Source organism: Sinorhizobium glycinis (assembly GCF_001651865.1).
Classification (GTDB): Bacteria; Pseudomonadota; Alphaproteobacteria; order Rhizobiales; family Rhizobiaceae; genus Sinorhizobium; species Sinorhizobium glycinis.
In genome coordinates, this window is sequence record NZ_LPUX01000006.1 from 1 (window position 1) to 1,159 (window position 1,159).

General features: G+C 54.7%; 1 protein-coding gene. It reads right to left on the reverse strand.

Annotated features, from left to right (window positions below; translation table 11 throughout):
* Positions 1–192: 192 nt before the first annotated feature.
* On the reverse strand, positions 193–765 hold the full coding sequence (locus AU381_RS00045) for a hypothetical protein (RefSeq protein WP_034859931.1): 573 nt from the start codon (positions 763–765) through the stop codon (positions 193–195).
* Positions 766–1,159 lie beyond the last annotated feature (394 nt).

The window sequence follows — 1,159 nt, forward strand, 5'->3', positions numbered from 1 at the left end:
CCTTCACCTGGACCGCCGATCCCGACAAAATCATCGCTGCCGTCAAACGGGGGCACCAAGTGTTAGATTCCATCCACTAGTTGCCACGGTGCGCGCAATTCTCGACCGACTGGCGAAGGCCGCATAACAGGGTATGGATGGTTCTGGCCAAAGAACCGCCACCGAGCTTTCGACATGGCTCCGTCGCTAGACCTAACTCAAGAATTGGTCCGGGAGCGTCTCCACTGTTGCCCATACCTGAAAGGGCATCCACCTTGCCAAGGCAAGCGGCTCGGGAGCCGCGTACCTTGACATGATGTCAGCCATGCGCGCCGGTACGCGCAGGGCAAACCGATCATCTTCTTCGACCATCGGATACAAACCAAGGAATTCCCGCCCACGATATTGGTCGTCTTCGCTACGAACGATTGGAAGGACGCAAACTCGACGTTTCGCGCCGTGGAACCACCCAATCTCCCAGCTCATCCAGCTCGACGTTTCGGCATGTTCTGAATCGATGAACATTAGCCCTCTTGATGCGAGCATCTTGCCCTTGATGTACTCCGCGTCGGCGGGCGTCGTGTTGGCGCGATGTGAAAGCGGGCTCTCCACCCAGTCACAGAATACAGTTAGACCGATATCTTCGGTCAGAATGGAATAAATTCCGAGAATAAGCTCTTCGTCTCGTATGGCCTGCGAGAGAAAGATATCGTACCGTCGATGGCTCTCTCGGGCCTGACGCGCCAACAACTGGCGTGAGGACAAGCCGGCAGCTTTTGTGCTCATTCGAGCACGCTCTCGGACGCGATCTTCAGTAAGCAAACTCACTCGTCCTCCATGTTTCGAGGCGCCACCGTTCGAGCGTGAGACTAACGGTGACGCGAGGTAGTAAATTCCAACTGACCCTCTCATGCACGAAGCTCTGAATAACTCAAAGATGGGTCACAAAGGGCATTCTCAACCCGCCGCCACCAAATTACTTTCCTGATAATCTCGAAGGATCAGGAGTATGTCGTGGTCGAGTATACATATGTGAAGCTTGACCGCCGTCTCGCGGAGATCACCTCGAGCGATCTTGATGAGCAAAACGACTCAATGATGCTAGTGGATGGAATCTAACACTTGGTGCCCCCGTTTGACGGCAGCGATGATTTTGTCGGGATCGGCGGTCCAGGTGAAG

Bases quoted from the DNA above. Each gene is read 5' to 3' on its own strand.
- AU381_RS00045 (WP_034859931.1), bottom strand. From the start codon at position 765: ATGAGCACAAAAGCTGCCGGCTTGTCCTCACGCCAGTTGTTGGCGCGT.